The following is a 268-nucleotide window of genomic DNA, read 5'->3' on the forward strand; positions in this document are numbered from 1 at the left end:
GTCGTAGGACAGCTCGTCGGCGGTGAAGCGGCCCCGGCCGGTGACGTCGAGCTTTCCGTAGCGGGCGGGGCTCCAGCCGCGCAGTTGGTCCACACCGACCCGCTGGGCGGAGACGCCGACCCAGGCGTACCCCCCGCGCAGGATCTGCTCGGGGGACCACAGGGCGTCCAGGTCGTACCCGGCCGAGACGTTCTGCCACTCGGTCAGGACCGTGCCGCTGAAGTCCCCGGGGTCGGCGGGGCGGCGGACGATGACGCGGGTGGTGTAC

1 protein-coding gene is annotated in these 268 nt (G+C 73.1%); it reads right to left on the minus strand.

The features are described 5' to 3' along the window. Nucleotides 1-268: alpha/beta hydrolase domain-containing protein (locus ACSNOK_RS34455; RefSeq protein WP_436784657.1), on the minus strand; the 268-nt coding region annotated here is incomplete at both ends.

The sequence above is a fragment of the Streptomyces sp. URMC 126 genome (assembly GCF_051386555.1).
Classification (GTDB): Bacteria; Actinomycetota; Actinomycetes; order Streptomycetales; family Streptomycetaceae; genus Streptomyces.